Below are 24219 nucleotides of genomic sequence, written 5' to 3' on the forward strand. Positions count from 1 at the left end.
GCCCGTGTGCGCCGATATCTAGTCGCCGCTTCCCTACTCCTCCTCCTCACCGCCTGCGGCACCGCCGACACCCCCGCAACCCCTGCCGCCTCCGGCGGAGTGACCCCCATCAAGCTGCAACTCCAATGGTTCTTCCAAGCCCAGTTCGCCGGCTACATCGCCGCCGTGGACCAGGGCTTCTACAAAGAACAGGGCCTCGACGTCCAGCTGCTCGAGGGCGGCGTCGACATCGTCCCGCAGACCGTCCTCGCCCAGGGGAAGGCCGACTACGCCGTCGCCTGGGTCCCCAAGGCCCTGGCGTCCCGCGAGCAGGGCGCCGGCATCACCGACGTCGGCCAGATCTTCGCCCGGTCCGGCACCTACCAGGTGGCCTGGAAGGACAGTGGCATCACGACCCCCGCCGACTTCAAGGGCAAGAAAGTCGGCAACTGGGGCTTCGGCAACGAGTTCGAGCTGTTCGCCGGCATGACGAAGGCCGGCCTCGACGCCGGCAAGGACGTCACCCTCGTCCAGCAGCAGTTCGACATGCAGGCGCTGCTCAAGAAGGAGATCGACGTCGCCCAGGCGATGTCCTACAACGAGTACGCCCAGCTGCTCGAAGCCACGAACCCCGCCACCGGCAAGCTCTACACCCCCGGCGACTTCCAGATCATCGACTGGAAGACGAACGGGTCCGCCATGCTCCAGGACGCCGTCTGGGCCAACACGGAAAAGCTCAACGATCCCGCGTACCAGCAACAGACCGTGAAGTTCCTGGCCGCCACCGTCAAGGGCTGGGCCTACTGCCGCGACAACCCGGAGGCCTGCCGCGACCTCGTCGTGGCGAAGGGCTCCAAACTCGGCAAGAGCCACCAGCTCTGGCAGATGAACGAGATCAACAAACTCGTCTGGCCCGCCACCACGGCCGGCGTAGGCATGATCGACGAGGCAGCCTGGAAGCAGACGGTCGACATCTCCCTGACCGCCAAGAACCAGACCGGCGACACGGTCCTCACCAAGCAACCGACCGGCCTCGCCTACACCAACGACTACATCAAACAGGCACTCGACCAGGTCAAGGCCGCAGGCACCGACGTCACCGGCACAGCCTTCCAGCCCCAGACCGTCACCCTCACCGCCGGCGGCGCCTGACCGGACGGAACCTTCCCGCCTGCCGCTGCCTTTGAGGAGGGTGACACCTTCCTTCAAGGACTCCGGGGGTACGCAATGAGCGAACGAATAAGAGAACTGCTCGACGACGCGGTGGCCGGAATCACCCCGGACAACCCCGACCCGGTCACCGCCGTCATCACCCGCGGCCGCGCAGCCCGCCGCCGCACCCTGACCACCGCGGCCCTCGCAGCCGCCCTCCTCGGCACCGGCACCGCGGTCGCCGTGACCACCCACGTCGCAGGCACCGATGCACCACCCGCTGCCTCCTTCGCTCCCCCGACCCCTCGTGTCCTCAACGGCGAGGTCGTCGCCGGAGCCCTGCACCTCCCGATCCCGGCAGGCTGGACCGTCGCCACCCCGGTCGCGGACGCCCCCTGTGAGACACTCAGTACCACAGTCCTCATCTCCGGCCCGCAGAAGATCGGCTGCCAGACCGCCGAGATCGAGGTGACCGGCACCGCGAGCACCTGGCCCGCCGGCCGGGCTCTCCTTCCCAAGGACGTCGCTCCGTCCGCCGACGGACAGCCGCGGGCCGATCCGTCCGCCCGCACCGATCTCCCACTGATCGTGCTCCCCCCGGAATCCGTCACCCTGCCGGGCGGTGAACCCGCCTGGATGACCGACGCCCTGGACTCCGAGGCACTCGCACCGGACCACGCTCCCGGCTACAGCTACTACAACGTCCTGTACCTCCCCTGGTCCCACGTCTCGATCACCCTCCGCGTCGACGGCGCCGCCTCCCGGACGATCATCGACTCCATCCGCACCGAGCCGGCCGCCCTCGGCGCACTCGTGCTGCCCGTGGACGCCCTCTCCGTCGAGCTGACCACATCGGACATCACCGCCTCCGACCCGTGGACCGGCCACGCCGAGACCACCGACCCGGCAACGATCACCGCTGTGACGAGGCTGCTGGGGAGCCAGCCGGCGGTGCTCACCGGCGCCTGCGCGGGCTCCTCCCACAAGGCCCTCCGCCTCACCCTCGCCGGTGACTCCCCGGACCCGACCAGCGTGATCATCACGCTCGGCGACCGCTGCCAGGAGGCGGTCTCGTCCGCCGGCGGCCGGGTACGCCTCACCGACGCCACGGTCACCGAACTCAAGCACCTGCTCGGGCTGGCCGCCCGATGACCGCACCGGACGGTTTCGCCGAATTCGTCGCCAACCGCTACCCGTCCCTGGTCCGCTACGGCACCCTCCTCACCGGCGACCGCGGCCACGGCGAGGACCTCACCCAGGACGCGCTCGTCAAGACGTACCGAAAATGGCCCAAACTCCACCCCCACGGCGACCCGGAGTCCTACACCCGCCGCATCATGGCCCGAGCCGCCTGGCGCGCCGCCCGCCGCCTCTGGCACCGCGAGATCCCCGCCGCCACCCTCCCGGACAAACCCACCGCGGACCCATACGCCCCACGCGACACCGCCCACGTGGTCCTGGAGGCACTGCGCCGACTCCCCGCAGCCCAGCGCGTCGTCCTGGTCCTGCGCTACTGGGCCGGCCTCACCGAACAGGAGATAGCCACCCAGCTCGGCTGCTCCCCCGGCACGGTCAAGAGCCGGGCCAGCCGCGCCCTCTCCACCCTCCGCAGCACCGACGGCCCGCTCGCCGACGCCTTCACCCTCCTGGACAGCCCGCACTGAACATCCCAGAAACGCCCGGACCGGATCCGGCGGTCAGAGCGGGATCAGCCGGGCCGCCAAGGCGACCGCGTTGAGGTCCCCCTCGCGAAGGCGGCCGGCGGCTTCCGGCTCTCCCAGCCCGGCGAGGCGTTCCGCGGCCGTGTCGATCAGGCCTTCATTGCCGCTGAGGAGTTTGCGGGCGAGGTTGGCCTGGGTGGGGCTGAGCTCCGCGTAGGCGCAGCGATCCAGGGCCGCGATGGTCTCCTCGTCGAGGCTTCCCGCGAGGGCGCGTTCGGTGACGACGCGCAGCAGCCAGCCCGGCCACCAGCTGTAGCGGCCGAGGAGGTGGCCGGCCTGGATGGCCTGGGCGGGGGTCTGGCCGCCGTCGAGCAGGCGCAGGACCATCGGGATGTCGAAGCGTTCGAGGCGCAGGGCCGTGACGAAGAGGCGTTGCAGGCGGGCCGCTCCGACCAGGCGGGTGGCTGCGGCGGCCGCGGCGGCGTAGTTGCCGCGGGCGGCGGTGAGGAGGATGGCTGCCTCGTCGGTGGAGATGGCGGCGCCGGTGGAGCGTTCCTCGATGCGGTCGAGGGTGCGGGTGAGGCGGGCGGTGGCGTCCTGGGCGTGTTCGGCGCGGGTCTCGCTGGAGGGGCGTTCCAGGTAGCGGACGACCGTGTCCGTGGCGATCTTGACCTCGCGGCGCAGGAGCGGGGCCTGGATCTTGGGGGAGATCAGGTCACTGAGGCCTTCCAGTACGTAGGCGCGGTCGAATCGGTCCGATGCTTCGGGGAACTGCATCCACCATGATTCGTCGTGCGCGTCCACACCTCTCACATTGGCGTACCGGGGGCGTACTTGAGTGAATTTCCGGGAGAACCCTGCCGGACCCCCTGGTGGAAGGGGGTCCGGAAGGGGCGGGTCTCAGTCGGTGGACGGGGTGAGGACGACCTGGTCCGAGCCGCTCTGCGGCGGCGTGCCGGTGTCGGTGTACTCGGCGACGAACACGGCGGTCAGGTTGTCCGCCCCGGCGTGGCCGGCGTCGAGGAACGTGGTGATCGAGCCGCTGCAGCCGGACGCCGTGGAGAGCGGGTGCCCGTGCTGGTCATGGCCGAGGATGTAGGTGACGGTGACCCGGGCGCAGTCGACCGGCTGGTCGTCCTCGACCGTGACCTGGAAGTCGACCGTGTCGCCGAACGTGAAGGGCTGCCCCTCGACCGGGGCGACGAGGGTGACGACCGGGGCGGCAGTGCCGACGGGCAGGATGACCTCGGCCGCGGCCCACCGGCCGGTCGGGTCGGTCACCTTCAGGGTCGGGCGATAATTCCCATTCTGCGTGTACGTGTAAACGGCGCTGGCCTGCCGTGAGTCGATCACGCCGTCGTTGTTGAAGTCCCACGCGTACCGCAGGCTGTCGCCGTCCGGGTCACTGGTCCCGGTGCTGGTGAACGTGACCGTGAGCGGCGGGGCACCACTGGCCGGGGTGGCCTGCACGGCGACGATCGGCGACCGGTTGCCGCGCACGTAGTCGATCCGGGCCAGCTGCGCCTCGGGGTTCTCGCTGAAGTAGCCGTCGCCGTACTCGAGGACGTAGAGCGCGCCGTCCGGGCCGAACTCGAGGTCCATCGGGTTGTCGAAGACGATCGACGGGAGCACCGCTTCGATCGCGGTCACCTGGTTGCGCCGGTCGAGGGTGATGCCCTTGACGTAGTCGCGGGTCCACTCGGCGAGCAGCGGCTTGCCGTCGTAGTACTTCGGCCACTTCGTCTGCGACCGGTTGGCGGCGCTGTACTCGTAGGCGGGGCCACCCATCGGCCCGATGCCCCCGGTGCCGAGCTCGGGGAATTCGGCGCTGGCACCGTACCCATAGATGATCTCGGCTTTTTCGACCGGCGGGAGGGCGCGCTTGCCGGTGTTGTTGGGTGACTCGTTGACCGGGGCCGCGCAGTTGAAGGGCGCGCCCGAGGTCTTGGTGGCGAAGTCGTAGTCGACGTAGGGCTGGTCCGGGGCGACGCAGTAGGGCCAGCCGTAGTTGGCGGGCTTGTCGATCGCGGCCCAGCGTCCCTGCCCGGCCGGTCCGCGCGCGGGGTTGGCCGTGTTGGCGTCCGGCGAGTAGTCGCCGACGTAGACGACGCCCTCGGGCGAGACCGTGAAGCGGAACGGGTTGCGCAGGCCCATCGCGTAGATCTCGGGGCGGGTCTTCGCGGTGCCGGGCCTGAACAGGTTGCCCTTCGGGATCGTGTAGGCGCCGTTGCCGCCGACCTTGATGCGCAGGATCTTGCCGCGCAGGTCGTTGGTGTTGCCGGCGGTGCGCTGCGCGTCGAAGACCGGGTTGCGGTTGGCGCGTTCGTCGATCGGCGCGTACCCGTCGGACTGGAACGGGTTGCTGTCGTCGCCGGTCGACAGGTACAGGTTGCCGGCGCCGTCGAAGTCGATCTTCCCTCCGACGTGGCAGCACATGCCGCGGTCGGTGGCGACGTCGAGGATCTTCTGCTCGGTGGTCAGCAAAAGTGAGTTGCCACTCAGCTTGAACCGGGAAAGTCTCATAACTCCTTTGAAGCGGGCGAAGTCGGCCGCGGTGCCGGTCTCGGGCGCGTCACCCTCGTTGACCGTCGGCGTCGCCGGGTCGTCGACGGGCGTGTTCAGCACCGGCGAGTAGTAGACGTAGACCCACTTGTTCGACGAGAAGTGCGGGTCGATCGCGATGCCCTGCACGCCCTCCTCGTCGTGCCTGTAGACCGGGATCGTGGCGGCCAGCACGTTCTCGCCGGTCCGCGGGTCGTTGACGCGGACCTCGCCCTTGCGCTCGGTGTGCAGGACCCGCTTGTCCGGCAGGACCGCGAGCGCGATCGGCTCGCCCGGGAAGTCGTTGAGGGTGACCTTCTGGAAGGACGAGTCGGGCGGTGGGGCGGCGGCTTGCGGGGCGGCTTGCGCCGAGGGGACCGTCAGGCCGGTGACGACCAGGGCCATGACGGGTACGGCGGTGAGCGAACGTCTCATCAACTCTCCTCAGAACCGCAGGGTGTCGAGGAACCGGAAACCGGCCTGCGCGGTGATCAGGGCGTCGGCGGGGGTGCGCGGCGGACTGCCGGCGTCGTCACGCTCCACGATGTACTCGACCAGTCCGGCCTCGCGGGAACGCTCGAAGATGCGGGCGAAGTCGATCAGCCCGTCACCGGGGTCGGCGAAGCTGCCGGAGGTGGCCAGGTCCTTCACGTGCACCTGGGTGATCCGGCCCCGGTTACGCCCGATCAGGTCGACCGGGTCGCTGGCCCCGCGGTACGCCCAGAACAGGTCGACCTCGAGGTGCACGAGCCCGGGGTCGGTCTCGCGGGTCAGCACGTCGTACCCGGTGAGCTTGCCGCCGTCCTGGCGGGCGAACTCGTTGTGGTGGTTGTGGTATCCGAAGCTCAGGCCGTGCTTACGGGCGAGCTTGCCGGCCTTGTTGAGATCCTTGGCGAACGCCTTCCAGACGGCGCTGTCGCGGATCGGCTCGCCCGTGGAGGTCGTCCCGAAGTAGGGATGCACGATGTACTTGTTGCCGATGATCGCGGCGTCGGCGAGGGCTGCCTCCCAGGTGGCCGCGTTGAACGGCTGCGGGATGCCGACGTGACCCGAGGTGGCCCGCAGACCGGCCCGGTCGAGGGCGGCCCGGAATTCCGTGGCGGTGCGGCCCACGAAACCGGCGTGCTCGACGCGCTTGTAGCCGATCCGGGCAAGCTCGGCGAGGCTGGCGTCGAGGTCGATGGCGAGCTGGTTGCGCAGGGTGTAGAGCTGCACGCTGATCTGGTCACGCGGGACACGATGGAGCGAGCCGTGGCCGGAACCGCCGGCCTGGGCGGGCGAGGCGAGCAGCGCCGAGCCCCCGACTGCGGCGGCACCGGCGGTCGCGGCCGCGGCGCCCAGGAGATTTCTGCGGCTGAGAGTGGAGTCGTTGTGCATCGCTTGCATGCCTCCCGATCGGTGGTGCGGGATGGGCGCGGGCACGCGGAAGCGGCCGGTCAGAGGACTCACTGACCAGGCCACGTGCCACGCCGGAGCACTGTGGAACATCGAACTTGTTCGCTAGCTGATGTTAATCACAGGTTTCGCCGCTGTGGCCAAAAGAATCTTCGAAAAATGCAAAAGTTTCTATCAGCCAACGCCTAAGTCCCCGTCAACACGGACAGGCCGGACATCGACGCGCTCTGTCACTGTGGAGGCATGGTCCTGAGCCTGTCCTCTTTGGTGGTTTCGATCCTGGCCCTCGCGGTGTCCGGCGGCGTCGCCGTGCGCCAGCTCGTCCGGATGCGGCACAGCAACATGCTCCCCGTCGCCCTCGACCTGTTCCGCGAGTTCCGCACCCCGCACTTCCGGGACAACATGCGCTACATCGTCGAAGACCTGTGGACCGAGCACCCGCCCGGCGACGACACCGGCATCCTCGACCTGCCCGACGACGACCGCGCCCGCGTCGTCCCGGTGGTCAGCTACTTCAACAACGTCGGCGTCCTCGTCGCCAACGGCGTGGTTGACGCGTCAACGGTCCGCAGCTTCATGGGCGGCTCGGTCCTGCGCGCCTGGGACCGCGCCGCGCCCTACCTCCGCACCGAACGCCGCCACCGCGCCGACCCGTCCTACAACGCCTACTTCGAGCACCTCGCGGCCCGCTGCATCGCCACCCCGCCCGCCGCCAACCTCGAACGCGTCGCCCCCGACTGGACCTACGACGTCACCCCGTACGTACGCCCGTCCCGCCGCCCAACAGACCGCCCCGCCGCCCAGTGAGACCACCCCGACGAGCAATAGGAATGTCCTGCCACGCAATGACACTCCCCACCCGCACTGTGAGACACCCTGCCCCACTGTGAGACCACCCGGCCACACCTCGCGGCCACCCTGCCCCACCGTGAAACCACCCGACCGCACCTCGCAGCCACCCTGCCCCACCGTGAGACCACCCGACCGCACCTCGCGGCTACCCTGCCCCACTGTGAGACCACCCGACCGCACCTCGCAGCCGCCCTGCCCCACTGTGAGACCACCCGGCCGCACCTCGCGGCCACCCGGTCGCGCCGTGAGACCACCCGGTCGCGCCGTGAGACCACCCGGTCGCGGCTGCGCCGGCACTCAGGCCGTGCGCAGGGCCGTGCCGGTGGCCGTGACCTGGTCGCGCAGCAGTTCGGCCAGGGCGCCGGCAGGCATCGGCCGGGCGAGGTGGAACCCCTGGCCGAGCGTGTACCCCAGCGCCCGCAGCAGCTCGGCCTGCTCCTCGTTCTCGATCCCCTCGGCGACGGCGTCCAGCCGCAACGCCCCGGCGAGCTGAATCACGGCCCGGGCGACCGCCTGCCGGGCGTCACGCGCGGCCGGGTCGGCGTCGTCGATCTCGATGCCGTCCACGAACGACTTGTCCAGCTTCACAATCGCCGCAGGGAACGCCCGCAGCAGACTCAGCGACGACTCCCCCGTGCCGAAGTCGTCCAGCGCGAGCTTGATGCCGAGCCCGTCGAGCTCCCGCAGCGCCAGCGACACCTGGGTGCCGCGCAGCACCGCCGACTCGGTCAGCTCCAGCACCAGCCGGTCGGCCGGCAGCGCGTGCTCCTTCAGCGCCGCCAGCACGTCGCCGACAAAGCCGGGGTCGTGCAGCTGGCGTGCGGAGACGTTGACCGCGACCTTCTGCAGCGCCTGCGGACCGAGCTCGGCCAGCCACGCGGCGGCCTGCCGGCACGCCTCGTCCAAGACAAACTGTCCCAGTTCTACGATCAGCCCCGTACGCTCGGCGGCCGGGATGAACTCCACCGGCGGCACCATCCCCCGCACCGGATGCCGCCAGCGCACCAGCGCCTCGACCCCGATCACCCGCCCGGATTCCAGAGCCATCACCGGCTGGTAGTGCAGCTCGAACTCCCCCTCGTCAAGCGCCCGGCGCAGTTCCCCGCCGAGCTGCATGTGCGCGAGGACCGGCGCGGCCATCTCCGGCAGATACCGCACGTACGCCGCCTTGCCCCGCTGTTTCGCCGCGTACATGGCGACGTCGGCGGCCCGCAGCACGGTGTCCACGGTCGCACCCGGTTCCGCGGTCGCGATGCCGATGCTCGCCTGCACCAGCAGCAGGTGCGAGCTGATCGGCACGGTCAGGGCGTCGAGCACACGCTGCGCGACGGCCTCGCCCACCGGCGCGCCGCCGGCCAGGAGCAGGGCGAACTCGTCACCACCTATGCGTACGGGCAGAGCGTCCTCGCCCGCCTGAACGCGCAGCATGTCCGCGAACGACACCAGCAGGTCGTCCCCGACGCCGTGCCCCAGCGAATCGTTCACCGTCTTGAAGTCGTCGAGATCCACCAGCAGCACCGTCGCGCCCCGGCCCTGACCGAGCGTGTCGTGCAGCAGATCGCGGAAACGTGCCCGGTTGGCGAGCCCGGTCAACCCGTCGTGACTCGCCTCGTGCAGCAGCCGCTCCTCCTGCGCGCGAAGACTGTCGAGCAGCCGGACGTGGTCCCGGAACGCCAGGTACTGCCGGACCGTGACGAGCACGCTCACCACCACGGCGGCGCCGACCGCCACCCGCCCCGGCCACTGCAACCGCCCCGCGGCAACAGCGATCAAAGGCAGATCAACAGCCGCAATCGCCACGTACGCGAGGACTGACGACGACCGTCGCGAAGGCTGCCGCAGTCCGGCGGCGGCTCGCCACTGCGCGCGTACGGCAAGAGTCACCAGAACCGGAGCAACCGGAAGGACCACCGCCTGGGCCGGCGCCCCACCCGCGTCCCCGTAGGTCGCGGCGAGCACGGCCACCCCCGCCCCGGTCAGCCCGATCGCCGCGACCAGCCGCATCGCCGTCCGATCGACCGGCCCGTCCCCGAGGTACGACACCTTCGTGATACCGGCGAGCGACATGAGCAACGCCAGTGCGATCAGGACCAGGGTCCGCCCGCTCCACCGCTCGGCCGCCGTGAGCATCGGCGCCAGCCCGAACTGCCACAGCAGCGTCGCACACCCCAGAAACGCGATCGCCCGATCGAGATACATCCTGCGCCGCTCCCGCGGCCCGGCAGGCCGCACCGGCACCCGTGCCACCGCCCACGTGATCATCGCGAACCCGAGCGCCACCGCGACTGCAGCGGAAACCGGCATGTCAGGCGGCACATCCCCGACCGAGAACCGGAAAGCGTTGACGGCCATCAGCGTGAACCCCGCGGTCAGGAAAACCGCCCCGGCAATCAACCCCCGCCAGAACCGCCGCGCCACGACCTCGCCCCGGACCACACCCTCCAGCCGGACCAGCGCCACCACCGAGACCACCCCACCGAGGGGCACCGCCACATAGGCAACCCCCACCGGCCCGGCCCCGGAAACCGCCCAGACCCCGAACCAGACCCAGCTCACCAGCGCAAGCCCACCCGCCACCCACACATAACGCCACGGCGCCCGGCGATCATCGGCCACGCCCCCTGCATCGGCGCAACCACCCCCGCCCTGAGGAAAACCACCCCCAGCCCCGCCCCCGACAAGATCCCCACAAGTCACGAGCCCACGCTGCCGGACCCACGCCCCCACGACCATCCAGAAAACGGACCAACGACTCACCAACCCCGATGACCCCTTACCCAGGACCGGTATTTCGCCGCGGCGGCAGGGGCGGGCCAGACCTGGCATGTCGCGCACGGCCGGGTGACAAACCTCCACCGGTCGGCCCGTCGCCCCAAATCCCGCCCGCCGGCCATGTCCCGGCCGCACCACACCGGGCCACACCGGGCCGGGCCGCACCGGGCCGGGCCGCACCAAGCCGGGCCGCACCAAGCTGGGCCGCACCAAGCCGGCTTCATGGACTCAGCCGCACTCACCCGCCCCGCCCGGTCCACGTCACCTCAGCTGCCCCGGCCCCGGCGTACCCGGCCCAACCAATTGCGCTCAGCTACCCGGCCCCGGTTAAGCCTCACTCTGCCGACTCCCCTCCCCGGGCCGGGCCCGCAGGACCAGCACCCCGCGACAACCCCGCCGGGCCGGTCTCGCCGGGTCGGCCGAAAGGTAGAGGTGGTGGCGGGAAGGCCGGTCCGTGGCTGGATGTGGGGGTGGTGGGCCGGCCGGGATGCTGGGTTCGTTGTCACCGGAGAGTTTGTCAGGGGGAAACGATGATGCCCGGGTCCGATACCGCGCCGCTGGCGCAGGCGCAGGCCGACGTTCTTGTTCTGGACTACCTGGCCGCGTTGTGGGCCGCGACCGACGATCTCGAACCCGAGCTGCGCGACGAGCTGATGGCCGCCGTCGCCGACTTCATCGCCGTGCGTCGCCAGGGGCAGGGCGGCAGCATGGACGACGCCGCGCCTATTCTGCAGCGGCTCGGGCCGCCCGCGTCGCTGGCGGCCGCCGCGAGGCGCGGGCGGATGCCTGCCCACCTGCGGCGGCCCGCGGTCCCGGCACCTGTCCCGGCTTCGTCGGGCACGGACTACGCGGCCCTCGCCCTCCTGACCGCCGGCTCCGTGATCCTGCCGGGCGCCGGGCCGCTGGCAGGACTGGTGCTCGCCACGACCTCGCCGCGCTGGGCCCCGGGCGTGAAGGCGGCAGCGTGGGTGCTCGCCGCCGGTCCCATGCTCATCGCCATGGTCGTCGTCCTCGGCTCGGTGATGTTCGGCGCCGGCCCCGAGGGCCTGTTCCTCGCCTACGCGCTCATGGTGATCGGCGGCTTCCTCGCCGCCATCACCCTGCTCCCGGGCCTCACCACCCGCCGTCAACCGCCCCGCGGCTGAGACGCTGGCCCCACCCCACCCACGGCCATTGACACAACGCAGGCCGAACAAAGCACGCCCAAATCACGGGTCGCCGAACAATGCATACCAACACAGTCATCGACCGCGCAGAGCCAGTAGGACCACCAGCCCGCCAAGGCCGTGCCGACGCGGCCAGCCCGACGCAGCCCGCCCGACGCAGCCCGCCCGACGCAGCCCGCCCGACGCAGCCCGCCCGCCCGACCTGACTCGCCGGCTACTGGCCGGCGGGCTCAGCGGTCGGGTCGGCGGGGTCGGCTTCGGCCGGCGTGCTGGAGAGCAGCCCGGCAGCGGCGAGCGGATCCGTGAGCAACGGATCGAACGCAAGCTCCGCAGCCCCGATCAGTGCGGCCTCGTCCCCCAGCGCCGTGGCCCGCAGCTGCAGGTGTTCCCGGGACGCGGGCAGCGCCATCATGTCGAGGCGGCGGCGGATGGCCGGGGCGGTGGCCGGGTAGAGGTCGCCGAGGGTGCCGCCGAAGATGACGATGTCCGGGTTGAAGACGTTGACCAGGTTGGCGACGCCGAAGCCGAGCCAGTCCCCGACCCGGTCCAGCGCCGCGAGGGCAGCGGCGTCGCCTCGCTCGGCTGCGCGTACGACGGGGAGGTGGCCTGAACCCGGCGGCAGGCCGGCGTGCCGGAGCAGTGCTTCCGTGCCGATCTCGGTTTCCCAGCAGCCTTTCGAGCCGCACCCGCAGCGCCGGCCGGACGGGTTGACGACCATGTGGCCGACCTTGCCGCTGTGGCCGCGGTGGCCGATGACGAGGCGGCCGCCGGTCACGATGCCGGCGCTGACGCCGAGGTCGCCGTGCAGGTAGATGAGGTCGTCGATGCCGGCGGCGGCGCCCCGGGTGTGTTCGGCGAGGGCGGCGATGTCGGCCAGGTCGCCGACGAGGAAGCGGCCGGGGGCGTCGAGGGCTGCGTCGAGCGCGGCGGCCAGCCCTTCGTCCGCGCCGCCGACGTCGAGGGTGCCGTCGTCCGCGCGGGTGGTGTCGGCGACCGCGACCGCGCCGCCGGCGCAGAAGCCCTCCGGTTCGAGGGAGCGGACCAGGGCGGCGAGGGTGGGTACAACGTCGCCGGGCGGGCGGGGTGCCTCGCGCAGGTCGAGGATGCGGCCGCCGAGTCCGACGCGGGCGGCGCGGAGCCGGTCGGCCTCGATGCTCAGGGCGTCGGCGTAGACCGCTGCCGAGCGCGGGCTGACCAGGGGTGAGGGGCGGCCGGCCCGGCGTGCCGGGGGCGGGGCCTCCTCCGTGACGAGTCCGGAGGCGGCGAGGTCCGCGGCGAGGGCGCCGATCGTGCTGCGGTTCAGGCCGAGGCTGCTGGTCAGTTCCGCGCGGGAGGTCGGGCCGTGCACGTGCACATAACGAAGGACGGCGCCGAGGTTCTGGCGGCGGATCTCCTCCTGACCGGCGGCCGGGGAGGGCGGTGCGGGCGATTGCGGGTCGGCGGCGGCCGCGGATCCCGTACGCAGCCCGCGGCGCAGCGGGGTCACCACCAGCGGGCTCCTTCCGGGCCGGGAACGACGAACGGGCCGTGGACCGATGAACGGGCCGTAGACCAGCGAACGGCCGTGGACCAGCGAACGGCCGTGGACCGGCGAACGGTCATGGACCGGCGAACGGTCATGGACCGGCGAACGGTCATCGGGCCGGCGAGAGGGAAACGGGCCGATGACCTACAAAACGGACATGGAGCTCGGGGGACACGGCAAAGGGTCCCCGGAGACGGACTCCGGGGACCCCAAGGGTGCTGCTGCTTACTTGGTGAGTGCCGCGAGCTTCGGGTCGTTCGCGTACGCCTCGGCCGCGTTGGCCTTGGTCACCGCGACCGGGGGAAGCAGGTAGGTGTCGACGACCTTGCTGCCGTTGTTGTACGACTTGGTGTCGTTGACCTCGGGGGCGTTACCGGCCTGCAGCGCCTTGACCATGGTGAGGGTCTGGGCGACGAGGGTACGGGTGTCCTTGTTGATGGTCATGTACTGCTCGCCGGCGACGATCGACTTGACCGACTCGACCTCGGAGTCCTGGCCGGTGACGACCGGGACAGCCTTGTTACGGCTCTTGACCGACTGGATGATGGCGCGGGCCAGCGTGTCGTTCGGGGAGAGGACGCCGTCCAGCTCCTTGCTGCCGTACGTGGAGGTCAGCAGCTGGTCCATGCGGGCCTGCGCACCCTCGGCCTTCCAGCCCTGGATGGCGATCTGCTTGAAGTCCTTCTGACCCGAGGTGACAACGACGTTGCCCTTGTCGATCTCCGGCTTGAGGACGTCCATCGCGCCGTTGAAGAACACGGTCGCGTTGTTGTCGTCGGGGGAACCGGCGAACAGCTCGATGTTGTACGGGCCGGTCGGCTTCTTGGCCTTCATGCCGTCCAGCAGGGCCTGGCCCTGGAGCTGGCCGACCTTGAAGTTGTCGAACGCGACGTAGTAGTCGACGTCCGGCGTACCGGTGATCAGGCGGTCGTACGCGATGACCTTGGCACCGGCGGCGTGGGCCGCGGTGACCTGGGTCGACAGCTGCGCGGCGTCGGTCGCGCCGATGACGATGACCTTCGCACCCTTGGTCACCATGGCGGTGATCTGGGCCTGCTGGTCGGCCACCGTGGTGGACGCGCCGGCGTACTGCACGTCGCTGGTGAAACCGGCCTCCTTGAGACCGTTGGTGAACAGGTCACCGGCGAGGACCCAGTTCTCCGAGGTCTTCGCGGGGAGCGCCACACCGATGAGGGAGTTGGCGGCGAAGCCCTTGGCGCTGTCGCCACTGCCGCTGTCGGTGTCGCCGTCGCGGCCGGAGCCACAAGCCGTCAAGGCCAGCATCGCGATGGCGCCGACCGCCACCGTCTTGCCGAAGAAATTACGCATGCGGGGGTTAGCCCTTCTAGTGAGAGGTGTTGCGGGTGAGAGGGGGGTGGTGACCGGCGTCAGCCGGCCACCGTCGTCTTCGCGGGCTCGTTGCCCGTGTCCGACGTGGGTGCCGGTTTGGATGGTTCGTCCCGGCGGAAGGGGCGCGTCAGGCTTCCGATGATGGAGAAGCGCCCCTGGCTCTTGTTGTAGACGTCCAGCGCCACCGCGAGCAGCAGCACCAGGCCCTTGATGATCTGCACCCGGTCGGAGCCGACACCGAGCAGCTGGAGGCCGTTGTTGAGCACGGCCATGACCAGGCCACCGACGATGGAGCCGGAGATGGTGCCGATACCGCCGGAGACCGCGGCGCCACCGATGAACACGGCGGCGATCGCGTCGAGCTCCCAGCTCAGGCCGTCCTGCGGGCCGGAGGCGGCGGAGCGGGCCACGAAGATCATGCCGGCCAGCGAGGCCAGGATCGACATGTTCATCATGACGAAGAAGTTGACCCGCTTGAGCTTCACACCGGACAGTTCCGCGGCGCGTGAGTTGCCACCGACCGCGTAGATGTGCCGGCCGCCCGCGGTGTTGCGGGTGTAGAAGCCGTAGATCAGGACCAGGGCCACGAGGATCAGACCCGAGATCGGGAAGCTGGTGCCGACCCGGCCACCCGCGAAGCGCAGGGTCACGAAGATCAGCACGGCGACCATGACGGCCATCCGGAAGATCGAGACCCACAGCGGCGCCGGTTCGGCGTTCATGTCCTTGCGGGTCTTGCGGGCCTGCAGCTCCCGCCACACCACCGCGAGGCAGGCGGCGAGGCCGAGCAGCAGCGTCAGGTTGTTGTAGCCGGTGTCCGGGCCGACCTCGGGCAGGAAGCCCGCGCCGATGTCCTGGAACCCCTTGGGCACCGGGATGGTGTCCGCGTTACCGACGTACTGGTTGGCGCCGCGCCACAGCAGCATGCCGGCCAGGGTGACGATGAAGGCGGGGACGCCCACGTAGGCGACCCAGAAGCCCTGCCAGGCACCGATGACCGCACCGATCGCGAGGCCGAAGAGGATGGCGACGGGCCAGGGGAGGCTCCAGTCCGCCATCGACTTGGCGACCAGGATGCCGGTGAACGCGGCGACCGAGCCGACCGAGAGGTCGATGTGGCCGGCCACGATCACCATCAGCATGCCGATGGCCAGGATCAGGATGTACGAGTTCTGCTGGAACAGCGCGATCAGGTTGTCCGACCGCAGCGTCAGGCCGTCCCCGAAGCCCACACCCAGGTTGTTGGCGGTGAGGAACTGGAACAGCAGGACGATCGCCACCAGGGTGAAGATCATCCCGAACTGGCGGGCGTTGGAGGTCGTGCCTCCGAACAGGTTCTTCTGAAGGTCCTTGAATCGGCTCATCGCGTCTGCATCTTCTTCGTCGAGGTCATCTGCTTCATGAGGGTCTCCGGGTCCGCCTGTTCGCGGGCGAGCTCGCCCGTGATCTGGCCTTCGAACACGGTGTAGATGCGGTCGCAGAGGCCGATCAGCTCCGGCAGCTCCGAGGAGATGACGATGACGCCTTTGCCCTGGTCGGCGAGCCGCTGGATGATGCCGTAGATCTCGTACTTCGCGCCCACGTCGATACCGCGGGTGGGCTCGTCGAGGATCAGCAGGTCAGGGTCGGTGAACATCCACTTCGCCAGGACGACCTTCTGCTGGTTGCCGCCGGAGAGCTTGGAGACTCCCTCGTCGACCGTCGGAGCCTTGGTACGCAGCTCCTTGCGGTACGCCTCGGCGGCGTCGTACTCCTCGACCTCGTTCAGCACGCCGTGGTGCGAGATCTTGGAGAGCTTCGCGGCCACCGTCGAGGTCTTGATGTCGTCGAGCAGGTTGAGGCCGATCGCCTTGCGGTCCTCGCTGACGTACGCCAGGCCGTTGTCGATCGCGTCGGCGACCGACTTCAGCTTGATCTCCTTGCCGTCCTTGAAGATCTGGCCGGACTCGAAGACGCCGTAGGAACGGCCGAAGATGCTCATCGCCAGCTCGGTGCGGCCGGCGCCCATCAGGCCCGCGAAGCCCACGATCTCGCCCTTGCGCACGTTGAAGCTCTCGTGCTTGCAGACCTGCCGGTCGGCGGAGATCGGGTGGCGCACGTTCCAGTCGCGGACCTCGAAGAAGACCTCGCCGATGTTCGGCGTGTGGTCGGGGAAGCGGCTGCTGAGCTCGCGGCCGACCATGCCCCGCACGATGCGGTCCTCGTCGACGCCGTCGCCCCGCACGTCCAGCGTCTCGACGGTCTTGCCGTCGCGCAGGATCGTGATCGAGTCGGAGATGGCCTCGATCTCGTTCAGCTTGTGCGAGATCATGATCGAGGTGACGCCGCGCTCGCGGAACCCGCGCAGCAGGTCGAGCAGGTGCTGGGAGTCAGCCTCGTTCAGCGCCGCGGTGGGCTCGTCGAGAATGAGCAGCTTGACGTCCTTGGCGAACGCCTTGGCGATCTCGACGAGCTGCTGCTTGCCGACGCCGATGTCCTTGATCAGGGTGTCCGGGTCCTCGGAGAGCCCGACGCGGGCCATCAGGTCGAGGGCCTGGCGCTGCGCGGACTTCCAGTCGATCGCGCCGCGCCTGCGCGGCTCGTTACCGAGGAAGATGTTCTCGGTGATCGACATGTCCGGGATGAGCGCGAGCTCCTGATGGATGATCACGATGCCGGCGTTCTCGCTCTGCCGGATGTCGGAGAACCGCGCCGGAGAGCCCTGGTAAACGATGTCACCGGAGTAGGTGCCGTAGGGGTAGACGCCACTGAGGACCTTCATCAGTGTCGACTTCCCGGCGCCGTTCTCGCCACAGATGGCGTGGATCTCGCCGGCCTTGACCACCAGGTTGACGTCGGAGAGAGCCTTGACTCCGGGGAACTCCTTGGTGATGTCACGCATCTCCAGGAGGATGGGGGCGTTTGTCGTCATCGCACGCACCACCTCACGAACGTCATGGCTGCCTCCGGAGGGGGATGGAGTTTCGCTGTTTTGTTGCCGTCGGCAACCTATTCCGATGAGAAGATGATTCGCAAGTTTCGAGATCACCGTTCAGGTAACAATCCGGCAATGAAGAACCGGGACGCCGAGGGGCGTCCCGGACTCCGTGTTAACTCAACCGGTTCAGACGGTGACCGGTTCCCGATCCTCGGGCGCCGCCAGCTCAGCGCGCAGCTTCTCGCCCTCGATGTCGACGTTGGGCAGTGCCCGGTCCAGCCAGCGCGGCAGCCACCAGGCAGAACGCCCGAGAAGTGACACGACGGCCGGGACGATCGTCATCCGTACGACGAACGCGTCGATCGCGACCCCGAGCGCCAGGGCGAAGCCCATCGACTTGATGATCGGATCGTCGATCAGGGTGAACCCGGCAAATACGCTGATCATGATCAGGGCGGCGGCGGTGACCACCCGGGCACCGTGCCCCATGCCGCTGACCGTGGCCTCCTGCGCCCCGGCACCGTGCACGAAGTCCTCGCGCATCCGCGACACGAGGAAGACCTCGTAGTCCATGGCGAGACCGAAAAGGATCCCGATCAGCAGGATCGGCAGGAAGCTGATCAGCGGCCCCGGGGTGTCGACGCCGAGCAGCCCGGCCAGGTGCCCCTCCTGGAAGATCAGCACGGTGATCCCGAACGTCGCGCCGACGGTCAGCAGGAAGCCCAGCGCGGCCTTGAGCGGCACCAGGATCGAGCGGAACACCAGCATGAGCAGCAGCACCGACAGGCCGACGACCAGTACCAGGTAGATCGGCATGGCGTCGGAGAGCTTCTCGGAGACATCGATGCCGACAGCGGTCTGCCCGGTCAGCGACACGTCCGCGCCGCCGATGCCGTGGGTCCGCTTCCGCACCTCCTGCACGAGCGTCTCGGTGCTCTCCGCGGTCGGCCCGTCCTTCGGGATGATCGCGAGCAGGGCGGTGCGCTTGTCCCGGCTGAAGTTCGGCGGGGTCACCGCGATCAGGTCCGGCGTGTCCTGCAGCGCGGGGAAGATCAGTTGCACGGCGGCGGCGGTCTTCTCCGGGGACGCGCTCGACACGACCATGGCGAGCCGGCCGTTGAACCCCGGCCCGAACCCGGTGCTGATCAGGTCGGCGGCCTCACGTGCGGGCGTACCCTCCGCACTGGCACTGGGGTCCTGCAACGCGAGCCTCATGCCGGCGGCAGGCAGCGCCAGCGCGCCCAGGCCGAGGATTCCGACAATGATGACGGGTACGCGCAGACGGGTCACGATCCGCGCCCAGCGGAACCCGAAGCCCTCCTTCGCCGCCGCGGCGGCCCGATCGGCGGACCCGTCCCGCAGCTTGCGCGGCAGCACCTTGGCACCCGCGAACCCGAGCAGCGCGGGCAGCAACGTCAGCGCGACCAGCACGGCCACGGCGACGGTCCCCGCGGCGGCCAGCCCCATGACGGTCAGGAACGGGATGTTGACGACGGACAGCCCGGCCAGCGCGATGATCACCGTGATCCCGGCGAACAGCACGGCGGAACCAGCGGTCCCGACGGCGCGCGCGGCGGCCTCCTCCGGCTCCTCCCCCTCGGTCAGATGCTGCCGGTGCCGCGAGGTGATGAACAGCGAGTAGTCGATGCCGACCGCGAGCCCCAGCATCAGCGCGAGCACCGGAGCCGTGCTGGTCAGCGAGATGACACTGCTCAGCGCGAACAGCCCCGCCATACCCGCGGCCACCCCGATGAGCGCGTTGAGCATCGTCATCCCGGCGGCGACCAGCGACCCGAACGTGACCACCAGCACCACGAGCGCGATGACCACGCCGATCCCCTCGGTGCCCCCGACCTCCGGCTCGGCGTTCATCACCTCCCCGCCATGCTCCACCCGCAGGCCGGCCGCCCGGGCCGTCGCGCCGCTCTGCTCGTACTTACTGCGCTGATCCGCGGTGACCCCGTCGGCCCGCTCCGCGAACTGCACCTGAACCAGCGCATACCGCCCGTCCGGAGAAAGCGCCTTCGCGGCGAACGGATCCACCGCCCCGACCACACCCGGCAGCGCCGAAGCCTCCTTGACCAGCCCCTGCACCGCCCCGGTCAGCGCCGGGTCGGCGAGCGTCCTCCCCTCGGGAGCCCGCACGACAATGACGCCCGTCGCGCCACTGGCCTCGGGAAACTCATGCTTGAGCGCATCGATCGCACGCTGCGACTCCGTGCCGGGCATCGTGAAGTCACTCGACGTCGAGCCCTTGAACGCCAGAGCCGCGCCACCGACGGCAGCCAGCAGCACAAGCCACAGGACCACCACCATCCTGCGACGCCGGAACGAGGCCCGGCCGAGCCGGTACAGCAGGGTTGCCATGTCAATCCTTGTCAGATGAGGGGTACGCGAACCCGCGCGGGACTGACCCCGCACGGGGTGCGGTGATGCGGCCTTGCCACCGGCACGGATGCTCTTGCTCTTACCGAGCCGGGCTTTGTGTCAGATGAGGGGGATAACAAGAGCTCTTCTGTCCGGCCGGTCCTGTGTCAGATGCCGGGGAATACAAGAGCTCTTTTGTCCGGCCGGTCCTGTGTCAGTCAGCCGGGAGCAGGGCCCGCCGGGCGACACCGATCAGGGCGGGACGCAGCTCAGCCGCGTCCCGGTCGTCGTCGATGACCACACCGGCGATCCCACCCAGCAGCACCTCGGCGGCGATGCCGTTACCGGGATCCTCCATACGCCCGGCGAACGCCGCGCACAACTGATCCGTGAGAGGACGCACCGTGTCGAACGCCGGCTCCTGCAAGAACTGCGGGATGACGTCATAGATCAGGGCGACCTCGTGCCGGAACCGCAGCACCAGGTCGACGTACCCGTCGATGGCCGCGGCCTGCACGACCGCGTCGTCGACGGTCTCCAGATGGGCGACGAGCCCGGCCAGCGCAAGCGCCGCGGGAGCGACCAGCGCGTGCAGGATCGCGTCCTTGCTGGCGAAGTGGTACAGCAGCGTCGCCTTCGAACACCCCACCGCAGCAGCGATCTCCTGCAGCGAGGTGCCCTTGTATCCGGAGTGGGTGAACTGCTCAGCCGCGACGCGCAGAATCTCGTCACGGGTATTGACGCGAACCATTGCGCCATCCTGCCTGACCGATCGGTCAGAACCTGTCCGATCGGTCAGCCAAGTGGTGCACCTAACACCAAACCCCGCCGGGCCGATGTCCGAGCGCTACCTCGTGGGTCTCATCGGCGCCAGAAAGGGCCCCGACCCCGACCCCTGCCACTGCCCGAGCTCCTGCCCGGGCCCCGACCCCGGCTCGGACCCCGACCCTGGCCCCGGCCCCGGCTCCGGCCCCCCGGTCCCGGCCCTGGCCCTGGCCCTTGGCCCTTGGCCCTTGGCAGCATCGTCAGTCACGCAGAGCGAACCGTCCGCGTGACTCGCTGTCAGTCACGCGGGCGCACCTCACCGTGCGGGGCGGGCCTCAATCACGCAGGGTGCGCAGGATGCGGGTCAGCTCCGTACGGTCCACGGGGTCGAGGGAGCCGAAGAAGCGCTCCGCCTCCGCCTGCCTCGTCGCCTTGATCCGTTCGGCCGTCTCGCGGCCGGCCCTTGTCAGCGAGACCAGGGTGGCGCGCCGGTCGGCCGGGTCGTGGTCGCGCTCCACCAGGCCGCGCTCCTGGAGGTCGTCGACGACCTCGGTGGCCGAGCGGGCGGCGATGCGCAGGTGTTCGGCCAGCACGCCGGGGCGCATGGAGCCGTGCCGGGTGAGCTCGCCGATCGCACGCGCCTGGGACGGGGAGATGCCGAGGGGCTCGAGGGTCTCCTTGCCGAGGTGGCGCAGGCGGCGGGCGACGGACCAGAAGAGTTCGGAGAGTGTGCTGTCCTCCACAGGGAATACCGTACCAGCGGTTGCTGTTGTTCCCTCATGTTGAGGTAACCTCAGCATGTTGACGTACCCGAACCGGAAGAAGGCTTCATTTGGACAGCCCCCGCAAACCCAGGAAATTGACCGCCGCCGAGAAGAAGCAGGCGAAGGAAGTCTCCCTGCGCCGCATCGGCCGCCTGTTCACCGCCCACCGGGCCCAGCTCACCGTGGTCGTCGCGATCATCGTGGCGTCCTCGGTGATCTCCATGGCCTCGCCGTTCCTGCTCCGCGCCGTCATCGACGACGCCCTCCCCCACCAGGACCTCGCCCTGCTCGGCTGGCTCGTCGCCGGCATGGTCGCCGTCGCCGGGGTCACCTCCGCCCTCGGCGTGATCCAGACCTGGATCTCCACCACCGTCGGCCAGCAGGTCATGCACCGGCTGCGCACCGACGTCTTCACGCATCTGCACCGCCAGTCCGTGGGCTTCTTCACGCGCACGCGCACCGGTGAGGTGCAGTCCCGGATCACCAACGACATCGGCGGCATGCAGTCGGTCGTCACGTCGACAGCCACCTCGATCGCCTCGAACCTCACCACCGTCGTCGCCACCGCCGTCGCGATGGCCGCGCTCTCCTGGCAGCTGTCGCTCGTCTCGCTGGTCGTGCTGCCGCCCGCGATCTACCTGACCCGCCGGGTCGCGCAGATGCGCCGCGAGATCACCGCCCAGCGCCAGCGCGAGCTCGCCGACCTCAACGTCACCGTCGAGGAGGGCCTGTCCATCAGCGGCATCCAGCTCTCCAAGACGATGGGTACGGGCGCCGCGCTCGTCAGCCGCTTCACCGAGTCCTCCCAGCGTCTGATCGACCTGGAGCTGCGCTCGGAGCTCGCGGGCCGCTGGCGGATGGCCTCGATGACCATCCTCTTCGCCGCGATCCCGGCGGTCATCTACCTCAGCGCCGGCCTGCCCTTCACCGCCGGCAAGCTCAGCATCGGCACCCTGGTCGCGTTCACCGCGCTGCAGTCCGGCCTGTTCCGCCCGCTCATGGGCCTGCTCGGCGTCGGTGTCTCACTGACCAGCTCGCTCGCCCTGTTCGCGCGCATCTTCGAATACCTCGACCTGCCCGTGGAGGTGGACGACCCGGCGCACCCGGTCACCGTCGACCCGGCCCGGATCCGGGGGCACCTGCGGTTCGAGGACGTCACCTTCGCGTACCCGGGAAGTGAGACCGCGGCCCTCGCCGGCGTGACCCTGGACGTCCCGGCCGGGACGTCACTCGCCCTGGTCGGCGAGACCGGCTCCGGCAAGAGCACCCTCGCCGCCCTGGTCGCCCGCCTCTACGACCCCGACGCCGGCCGCGTCACCGTCGACGGCATCGACGTGCGTGACCTGCGCCTGGCCGACCTCGCCGGCATCGTCGGGGTGGTCAGCCAGGAGACCTACCTGCTGCACACCACGATCCGCGAGAACCTGCGCTACGCCCGCCCGGACGCCACCGACGACCAGATCGAACGGGCCGCCCGCGCAGCCCAGATCCACGACCTGATCGCCGCCCTGCCCGACGGCTACGACACCATGGTCGGCTCCCGCGGCCACCGCTTCTCCGGCGGCGAGAAGCAGCGCATCGCCATCGCCCGCACGCTGCTGCGCGACCCCCGCATCCTGGTCCTCGACGAGGCAACCAGCGCCCTCGACAACGAGACCGAACGCGCCGTCCAGCGCGCCTTCGACGAACTGGCCAAGGGCCGCACCACGGTCACCATCGCGCACCGCCTCTCCACGGTCCGCGACGCCGACCAGATCGCCGTGGTCGACCACGGCCGCATCCTCGAATCCGGCACCCACGACACCCTGGTCTCCGAAGGCGGCCGCTACGCCACCCTGGCCGCATGACACACCGTTCTCCAAGCGGTGCACCGCTTGCGTCGCAAGCCCGCTCACAAAACGGTGCACCGCTCACGTTGCAAGCCCCACCCCGCTCACAAAACGGTGCACCGCTCATGTCGCAAGGCCCAACCCGCTCACAAAGCCGTGCACCGATCGCGCTACAACGCATCGCCCGCTCACAAAACGGTGCTCCACTCACTCGCGAGACGATGCAGTGCTCTCAGCGCGGTGCACTGTTCGCGGGGTACGCATCACCGGCGCGCAACCCGATACAGCGCTCGCAGCGCGGACGCACCCTCACAACCGGACGCTTGCTCGTAGCGTGACCATACGGTCACAGCTCATCCACATGTGCTGCTCAGGGTGGTCACAAAGCCCGAGCCGAAACTCTCCTCATGACGATGGTGACCTCAGCCGCCCCCGGCAGCCGGTACGGCTCGGCGGGACGGCCCGCTCGGATCCTGGTGGTGGACGACGAACCGTCGCTGGCCGAACTGCTCACGCTGACCCTCAGCTACGAGGGCTGGGACGTCCGCAGCGCAGCCGACGGCGAGGCGGCCCTCGCGACGGCGGCCGTGTTCACCCCCGACGCGGTGCTGCTCGACATGATGCTTCCGGACCTCGACGGCGTTGAGGTGCTGCGCCGCTTGCGTACCGAGTGGCCGGGTCTGCCTGTCCTGTTCCTCACCGCGAGGGACTCGGCCGAGGACCGGGCGGCCGGCCTGCTCGCCGGGGCGGACGACTACCTGACCAAACCGTTCAGCCTCGACCTCGTGGTGTCCCGCCTGCGGAACGTGCTCGGCGACGCCGCGGACACCCCGGCCGGGACCGTCCTGCACGCGGGCGACCTCGAACTGAGTGTGGAGAGCCGGACCGTGCGCCGCGGGGGCGCCACGATCCCGCTGACGGGCATCGAGTTCGACGTGCTCGAGCAGCTGATGCGCGTACCCGGCGACGTTGTCCCGGAGACCGACCTGGGGGCGCGGATCCCGGGCGGGCGCACCGCCGTGGTCGCGCTCTGCCTGGCGTCCCTGCGCCGCAAGCTAGGCGTGGAGATCAACGGGGTCGGACCCGGCTACCGCCTCGCCGCAGACTGACACAGCCGTAGACCGGCAGAACCGCAGACCGACAGAACCGCGGACCGACTGAGCTGCAGACCGTCAGAGCTGCAG

18 protein-coding genes are annotated in these 24219 nt (G+C 69.8%); 7 read left to right on the forward strand and 11 right to left on the reverse strand.

What is annotated here, in order from left to right; all coding sequences use genetic code 11:
- Positions 1-6: 6 nt before the first annotated feature.
- From Ahu01nite_RS28090 to Ahu01nite_RS28100, 3 genes are all read left to right on the forward strand, one after another.
- A complete protein-coding gene (locus Ahu01nite_RS28090; RefSeq protein ID WP_203839654.1) occupies positions 7-1131 on the forward strand; it encodes an ABC transporter substrate-binding protein in 1125 nt (374 codons plus the stop codon).
- A 75-nt stretch (positions 1132-1206) separates the two neighbouring features.
- On the forward strand, positions 1207-2283 hold the full coding sequence (locus Ahu01nite_RS28095; protein ID WP_203839655.1) for a hypothetical protein: 1077 nt from the start codon (positions 1207-1209) through the stop codon (positions 2281-2283).
- Complete coding sequence (locus tag Ahu01nite_RS28100) at positions 2280-2795, forward strand: SigE family RNA polymerase sigma factor (RefSeq protein WP_203839656.1); 516 nt, start codon at positions 2280-2282, stop codon at positions 2793-2795. The genes Ahu01nite_RS28095 and Ahu01nite_RS28100 overlap by 4 nt, the downstream gene beginning before the upstream one ends.
- Before the next feature lie 33 nt (positions 2796-2828).
- Here Ahu01nite_RS28100 and Ahu01nite_RS28105 read toward each other — a convergent pair whose 3' ends face one another.
- The 3 genes from Ahu01nite_RS28105 to Ahu01nite_RS28115 all read right to left on the reverse strand — a co-directional run bounded on the left by Ahu01nite_RS28105 (position 2829) and on the right by Ahu01nite_RS28115 (position 6710).
- Complete coding sequence (locus Ahu01nite_RS28105; RefSeq protein WP_239159205.1) at positions 2829-3596, reverse strand: hypothetical protein; 768 nt, start codon at positions 3594-3596, stop codon at positions 2829-2831.
- A 96-nt stretch (positions 3597-3692) separates the two neighbouring features.
- Entirely contained in the window at positions 3693-5768 is a 2076-nt protein-coding gene (locus Ahu01nite_RS28110; RefSeq protein ID WP_239159199.1) for a PQQ-dependent sugar dehydrogenase, read from the reverse strand.
- A gap of 9 nt (positions 5769-5777) precedes the next feature.
- Positions 5778-6710: a sugar phosphate isomerase/epimerase family protein gene (locus Ahu01nite_RS28115; protein ID WP_203839657.1), complete on the reverse strand. Its 933-nt coding sequence runs from the start codon at positions 6708-6710 to the stop codon at positions 5778-5780.
- 261 nt (positions 6711-6971) lie between these two features.
- Between Ahu01nite_RS28115 and Ahu01nite_RS28120 the strand changes: the two genes are divergently transcribed.
- Positions 6972-7535 carry a DUF4760 domain-containing protein gene (locus tag Ahu01nite_RS28120; protein ID WP_203839658.1) on the forward strand — a complete coding sequence of 188 codons (564 nt, stop codon included), beginning with the start codon at positions 6972-6974 and terminating at the stop codon, positions 7533-7535.
- Between the two features lie 342 nt (positions 7536-7877).
- Here the strand turns inward: Ahu01nite_RS28120 and Ahu01nite_RS28125 are convergent, their stop codons facing one another.
- On the reverse strand, positions 7878-10196 hold the full coding sequence (locus tag Ahu01nite_RS28125) for a putative bifunctional diguanylate cyclase/phosphodiesterase (RefSeq protein WP_239159200.1): 2319 nt from the start codon (positions 10194-10196) through the stop codon (positions 7878-7880).
- 689 nt (positions 10197-10885) lie between these two features.
- Between Ahu01nite_RS28125 and Ahu01nite_RS28130 the strand changes: the two genes are divergently transcribed.
- A complete protein-coding gene (locus tag Ahu01nite_RS28130) occupies positions 10886-11497 on the forward strand; it encodes a DUF1700 domain-containing protein (RefSeq protein WP_203839660.1) in 612 nt (203 codons plus the stop codon).
- 235 nt (positions 11498-11732) lie between these two features.
- On the opposite strand, the gene Ahu01nite_RS28135 is transcribed toward Ahu01nite_RS28130, so the two are convergent.
- The 7 genes from Ahu01nite_RS28135 to Ahu01nite_RS28165 form a co-directional block, all read right to left on the reverse strand.
- Positions 11733-12908, reverse strand: a complete 1176-nt coding sequence (locus Ahu01nite_RS28135; protein WP_239159204.1) for an ROK family transcriptional regulator — start codon at positions 12906-12908, stop codon at positions 11733-11735.
- Positions 12909-13268: 360 nt separating this feature from the next.
- The gene (locus Ahu01nite_RS28140) at positions 13269-14372 is read right to left on the reverse strand and encodes a substrate-binding domain-containing protein (RefSeq protein ID WP_203839661.1); all 1104 of its coding nucleotides are present in this window, start codon (positions 14370-14372) and stop codon (positions 13269-13271) included.
- A 59-nt stretch (positions 14373-14431) separates the two neighbouring features.
- A complete protein-coding gene (gene mmsB, locus Ahu01nite_RS28145) occupies positions 14432-15757 on the reverse strand; it encodes a multiple monosaccharide ABC transporter permease (protein ID WP_203839662.1) in 1326 nt (441 codons plus the stop codon).
- A complete protein-coding gene (gene mmsA, locus Ahu01nite_RS28150) occupies positions 15754-17304 on the reverse strand; it encodes a multiple monosaccharide ABC transporter ATP-binding protein (protein ID WP_203839663.1) in 1551 nt (516 codons plus the stop codon). The genes mmsB and mmsA overlap by 4 nt, the downstream gene beginning before the upstream one ends.
- Positions 17305-17496: 192 nt before the next feature.
- Positions 17497-19677, reverse strand: coding sequence for an MMPL family transporter (locus Ahu01nite_RS28155; RefSeq protein WP_203839664.1), 2181 nt, complete (start codon positions 19675-19677; stop codon positions 17497-17499).
- Positions 19678-19891: 214 nt separating this feature from the next.
- Complete coding sequence (locus Ahu01nite_RS28160) at positions 19892-20428, reverse strand: TetR/AcrR family transcriptional regulator (protein ID WP_203839665.1); 537 nt, start codon at positions 20426-20428, stop codon at positions 19892-19894.
- A gap of 349 nt (positions 20429-20777) precedes the next feature.
- Complete coding sequence (locus Ahu01nite_RS28165) at positions 20778-21185, reverse strand: MarR family winged helix-turn-helix transcriptional regulator (protein ID WP_239159201.1); 408 nt, start codon at positions 21183-21185, stop codon at positions 20778-20780.
- Positions 21186-21301: 116 nt separating this feature from the next.
- Between Ahu01nite_RS28165 and Ahu01nite_RS28170 the strand changes: the two genes are divergently transcribed.
- Together Ahu01nite_RS28170 and Ahu01nite_RS28175 are read left to right on the forward strand one after the other, a co-directional pair.
- Positions 21302-23053: an ABC transporter ATP-binding protein gene (locus Ahu01nite_RS28170; protein ID WP_203839667.1), complete on the forward strand. Its 1752-nt coding sequence runs from the start codon at positions 21302-21304 to the stop codon at positions 23051-23053.
- Between the two features lie 389 nt (positions 23054-23442).
- Positions 23443-24144 (forward strand): response regulator transcription factor, encoded by a 702-nt coding sequence (locus tag Ahu01nite_RS28175; RefSeq protein ID WP_203839668.1) that lies wholly within the window; start codon positions 23443-23445, stop codon positions 24142-24144.
- Positions 24145-24219: the final 75 nt, after the last annotated feature.

The sequence above is a fragment of the Winogradskya humida genome (genome assembly GCF_016862215.1).
GTDB classification, from domain to species: Bacteria; Actinomycetota; Actinomycetes; order Mycobacteriales; family Micromonosporaceae; genus Actinoplanes; species Actinoplanes humidus.

Coding starts and splice junctions, on each gene's coding strand:
- Ahu01nite_RS28110 (WP_239159199.1), bottom strand. CDS start 5,768: ATGAGACGTTCGCTCACCGCCGTACCCGTCATGGCCCTGGTCGTCACC.
- Ahu01nite_RS28160 (WP_203839665.1), bottom strand. CDS start 20,428: ATGGTTCGCGTCAATACCCGTGACGAGATTCTGCGCGTCGCGGCTGAG.
- Ahu01nite_RS28120 (WP_203839658.1), top strand. CDS start 6,972: ATGGTCCTGAGCCTGTCCTCTTTGGTGGTTTCGATCCTGGCCCTCGCG.
- Ahu01nite_RS28100 (WP_203839656.1), top strand. CDS start 2,280: ATGACCGCACCGGACGGTTTCGCCGAATTCGTCGCCAACCGCTACCCG.
- Ahu01nite_RS28115 (WP_203839657.1), bottom strand. CDS start 6,710: ATGCACAACGACTCCACTCTCAGCCGCAGAAATCTCCTGGGCGCCGCG.
- Ahu01nite_RS28140 (WP_203839661.1), bottom strand. CDS start 14,372: ATGCGTAATTTCTTCGGCAAGACGGTGGCGGTCGGCGCCATCGCGATG.
- Ahu01nite_RS28175 (WP_203839668.1), top strand. CDS start 23,443: ATGACGATGGTGACCTCAGCCGCCCCCGGCAGCCGGTACGGCTCGGCG.
- Ahu01nite_RS28095 (WP_203839655.1), top strand. CDS start 1,207: ATGAGCGAACGAATAAGAGAACTGCTCGACGACGCGGTGGCCGGAATC.
- mmsB (WP_203839662.1), bottom strand. CDS start 15,757: ATGAGCCGATTCAAGGACCTTCAGAAGAACCTGTTCGGAGGCACGACC.
- Ahu01nite_RS28155 (WP_203839664.1), bottom strand. CDS start 19,677: ATGGCAACCCTGCTGTACCGGCTCGGCCGGGCCTCGTTCCGGCGTCGC.
- mmsA (WP_203839663.1), bottom strand. CDS start 17,304: ATGACGACAAACGCCCCCATCCTCCTGGAGATGCGTGACATCACCAAG.
- Ahu01nite_RS28130 (WP_203839660.1), top strand. CDS start 10,886: ATGCCCGGGTCCGATACCGCGCCGCTGGCGCAGGCGCAGGCCGACGTT.